At 71.9% G+C, this 4,380-nt stretch carries 2 protein-coding genes; one reads left to right on the top strand and one right to left on the bottom strand.

Annotated features, from left to right (window positions below; genetic code table 11):
* Positions 1-485: 485 nt before the first annotated feature.
* Positions 486-1,796 carry a thiolase family protein gene (locus E5N76_RS29220; RefSeq protein ID WP_149541504.1) on the bottom strand — a complete coding sequence of 437 codons (1,311 nt, stop codon included), beginning with the start codon at positions 1,794-1,796 and terminating at the stop codon, positions 486-488.
* 303 nt (positions 1,797-2,099) lie between these two features.
* Here E5N76_RS29220 and E5N76_RS29215 point away from each other — a divergent pair, with 303 nt between their 5' ends.
* A complete protein-coding gene (locus E5N76_RS29215; protein ID WP_187830487.1) occupies positions 2,100-4,154 on the top strand; it encodes an HWE histidine kinase domain-containing protein in 2,055 nt (684 codons plus the stop codon).
* Positions 4,155-4,380 lie beyond the last annotated feature (226 nt).

The following is a 4,380-nucleotide window of genomic DNA, read 5'->3' as shown; positions in this document are numbered from 1 at the left end:
TGAAGGACTTCAAGCGCATCGCCATGCGCAGCGAAAAGACCGACCAGAGCTTCGCCGCGATGATCTACCTCGCCACCACCGTGATCCACTCACGCTAAATCTCAACAGACCCTAGAGCGGGATCGGTTGAGCTGCGCTCACCCGCCCCGCTCTAGCCCATTGTTCGGTCGCGTGATTCACGGTTTCGGTCGACCTCAACCGATCACGCTCTAGTGTCCCGATGCCGCAGTCCTGCGGACTTCGTTCTCGGGCCGCTAGCTTTTGTTTTCAGTGGCCTGCCTGTCCGCTGCGTTCGCTGGAAAGCCAGCGAACTTCGCGGGCAGGACACCAGAGCAGCCTCCGATCTGACGGATCACCTCGTGATCCGTCAGATCGGAGAATAAGTTGCTCCGGACGTTATATCTTCCAGAGCAAGAAATCCGATCAGGTAATGCCGCCTGATCGGCTATTGCTCTTCGGGCGGCGCCCCGGTCGCCGCGCCGCGTTCAGGCCAGCTCCACCAGCACCGCCATCCCCTGCCCGCCGCCGGCGCAGGCCCCGGCAATGCCGCGCTTCGCCCCCCGCCGCTGCAGTTCCAGCAGCAGGGAGTGCACGCAGCGCACGCCCGTCGCCGCCAGCGGGTGGCCGAACGCAATGGCCCCGCCATTCACGTTGAACCGGTCCCGCGGCACGCCGAGCGTCCGCCGCACCGCCTCCGCCTGGGCACCGAAGGCCTCGTTGATCTCGAACAGGTCGATATCCGCGACGGTGAGGTCGAACCGCGCCAGCAGCGCCAGCGTCGCCGGCACCGGCCCGATGCCCATCACCTCCGGCGGCACGCCCGCCGAGGCGGCGCCCAGCACCCGGCCGAGCGGCGCCGCGCCGCCCTCCGCCGCCGCCTTCGCCGTCGTCACCACCACCGCCGCCGCGCCGTCCACGATGGCGCTGCTGTTGCCGCCGGTCTGCACCCCGCCGAAGACCGGGCGGAGCTTGGCCAGCACCTCCACCGGCGTCGGCCGGACATGCGTGTCCACCGCCTGCTCCCCAGCCTTGCGCGGCAGGGCGAGCTTGCGCGGCTTGAGGCCCTCCGCCTCGAACACCGCCTCCGTCACCGGCGCGATCTCCGCGGCGAAATGGCCGGCCTGCTGCGCGGCCAGGGCGCGGGCGAAGCTTTCCGCGGCATATTCATCCGTCTCCTCCCGGCTGATGCCGTGCAGCCGGGCGAGATTCTCCGCCGTGCCGCCCATCGCCGTGCCCGCCGCGGTGTCCAGCAGGCTCTCCCAGAGGAAATCCTTGAACTCCACCTGCCCCAGCGCGAAGCCACTGCGATGGGTGAAGGCGGCGACCGGCGTGCGGCTCATGCTCTCCGTGCCCACCGCCAGCACCGCCTGCGCCTGGCCCTCGCTGGTCATCCGCGCCGCCTGGGCAATGGCCTCGAAGCCGGTGGTGCAGAGCCGCTGCACGCCATGCGCCGGCCGGTCGTTCCGCATGCCGGCGTAGAGGCCGATATGCCGGGCGAAGAACAGGGCGTCGAAGCTCGCCTGGGCGCAATTCCCCGCAATGGTGGCGCCCAGCGCCGCGCCGGCGATGCCGCTCCGCGCCAGCGCCGCGCGCGCCGCATGGATGCCGAGATCGGTCGGCGAGACCAGGGCCAGAGCGCCGTTGTAGTCCACGAAGGGCGTCCGGGCGCCGCCGGCAACGATGGCATCGGCGAAGCGTTCCACGATGGCGCCGGCGGCGAAGCTCGCCCAATCCGGGTGTTTCGCGCCGGGATGCCCGGCAGCCGGGGTTGCGGTCACGGGCAGGGCATCAGGCATGTCTCTCTCCACCTTCCTTGTCGTTGGGGGTTTGCGGCAGCATGTCACGCAGGACGATGCCGGCGGAAGGGCCGTAGCCTTTCCTTGCATGTCGATGACAGCCGCGCCACCCGCCGTTAGGGTGGCGGGCAACCTTCCCGGCGCAGCCGAAGCCGGACCGGAACGGCACCGTTCCGGCCAGGCTGCGGCTGGCTGAACAGGAGTCCCAAGGCACGGCCTGCAGGCCGGCCGGGGCCGGCGGGCGCGCCCCGCCCGGGCCAGGTGGTGCCTTGCGATGCGGGAGCCAGGACGATGCCATGGACCATGGCATGGCCGAATCCGCCGTCCCCGGCGGCGCGCTCCGCCCCGCGGCGGCGCTGGAACTGGCTGCACGCCGTCCTGGTCGGTTCCGTGCTGCTGCCCGCCCTCGGCCTCGCTGCCTTCGCCTGGTTCGGCTGGCGCGCCGCCTGGGCGGATGCGGAACGGGCGCTGGGCCGCGGCGCCCAGGCCTCCGCCGAATACGCCCTCAGGGTGATCGAGGCGCAGCGCTTCGCCGGCATCTCCGCCAATGAGAAGCTGCGCGGGCTGAGCGATGCGGAGATCCGCGCGCGGGAGGCGGAGCTGCATGCCGCCCTCGCCGCGATCGTCGCGCAGACGGATCTGGTGCAATCCATCCATGTCGCGGACCGGAATGGCCGGCTGCTGGTTTCCGCCACCCTCTACCCGGCGCCGCGGGACGTGGACCATTCGGAGCGGGAATGGATGCGGCTGGCGCGGGACGCGCCTTCCCAGGCCGTGCAGATCGCCCCGGTCGATATCGGCCGGGTGAACCGCATGCTGTTCTACTCGCTCAGCCTGCGCCGCAGCGGCAGCGGCAACGGCCTGCCGGAGGAAGCCTTCGACGGCGCCATCGCCGTTTCCATCAACCCGAACCGGGTGGCGGAAGGCCTGCTCGCGCTCGACGATGGCGGTGACGTCACCGCCCTGGTGCGGCGGGATGGCGAGGTGCTGGTCCGCACGCCGGTGCTGGAAGGGCCGTTGCCCCGCATCCCGCCGGTCAGCCCGCTGCACCGCTTCATGCAGCAGGAGGCGCGGAGCGGCACCTATGTCGGCATCACCCTTGGCCTCGGCGAGGAAGCGGGGCGCTGGGAAAGGCTGATCGCCTTCCACCGGATCGCCGGGCTGCCGCTCTACGTCACGGTCGGCCGGCCGATCGCGCTGATCGCGGCGCACTGGCGGGCGACGCTGCTGCAGCAGCTCGCGGTGGGCACGCCGATCATCCTGCTGCTGGCCGGGCTCGCCTGGCTGGCGCTGCGGCGCACCGAGGCGGCAGCGGCGGCCGAGGCCGCGCTGCTGCGGGAAGCGGCGGAGCGCCAGGCGGCGGAACGCGCCCGGGCGGCGGAAACCCGCTTCCGCGCGGTGTTCGACAGCCGGGTCATCGGCATGGCGATCTTTGACTGGGCGACCGGCGAGGTGTTGGCGGTGAATGACCGGCTGCGGGAGATGACGGGCCAGGCCAACGGCGCCCTGCCCTGGCATCTGCGCATGCGGACGCCGGCGGAACATGCCCCTTCCGACCAGCGCGCCATCGAGGAGGCGCGGCAGCGCGGCTGGTGGACGCCCTATGAGAAGGATTACGAGCGCCCGGACGGCACCCGCCTGCCGGTCCGCATCGCCTCCGCCCCGCTGCCCGGGGAGCCGCACCGGGTGGTGGTGACGGTGCAGGACATCACCGAGCAGCGCGAGGCCGAGGCGCGGCGGGACCTGCTGCTGGGCGAGATCAACCACCGCGCCAAGAACGTGCTGGCGACGGCGCAGGCGGCGCTGCGCCTTTCCCGGGCCGAGACGGTGGCGGAGCATGTGCAGGAGGTGGGCGGGCGGATCGGCGCGCTGGCCCAGGCCATGGCGCTGCTCTCCGAGTCCGGCTGGCGCTCGGCGGATCTCGAGGAGCTGGTGCGGGCGACGCTCGCCCCTTTCCTGCTGGACGGCACGGGCGGGCCGCTCTGCCGCATTGAGGGGCCGCGGGTGGCGCTGGCCAGCAACGCGGTGCAGCCGCTCTCCATGGCGCTGCACGAGCTGGCGACCAACGCCGCGAAATACGGCGCGCTCTCGGTCCGGGCGGGGGAGCTGCGCATTGCCTGGTCCGCCGGCCCGGGCGGGCTGAGGCTGCTGTGGCAGGAAGGCGGCGGCCCCACCTTGCTGCGCCCGCCGGAAAAGCGCGGCTTCGGCACCAGGGTGATGGAAGCGACCATCCGCCGGCAGCTCGGCGGCAGCCTGGTGCAGAACTGGCTGCCGGAAGGGCTGGAATGCCGGATCGAGCTGCCCGCGGCGCGCAGCCTGGCGGCGCGGCCGGCGGTGGAGGCGGTGGCGGCGGCGTGAAGGGGGGCTCCGCCCCCTTGCCCCCTGGCAGGGGCTCTGCCCCTGCACCCCCGCCAGGGCCAGGACCTGGCCCCGGACCCCGGTCCGAGTTTTCAGCCCCTAGAGCGGTTTCACGCTGACTGTGCAGCGCGAAACCGCTCTAGCTTATGGGTTTGTAGAGCAGATTCACGCCTCCGGGCGATGCCGCCCTCCGGCGATCTGCTCTAGAGCATGCTGTGTTTAGGCG

The sequence above is a fragment of the Siccirubricoccus phaeus genome, from assembly GCF_008360935.1.
GTDB classification, from domain to species: domain Bacteria; phylum Pseudomonadota; class Alphaproteobacteria; order Acetobacterales; family Acetobacteraceae; genus Siccirubricoccus; species Siccirubricoccus phaeus.
This window is presented reverse-complemented; position numbering and strand designations above follow the sequence as displayed.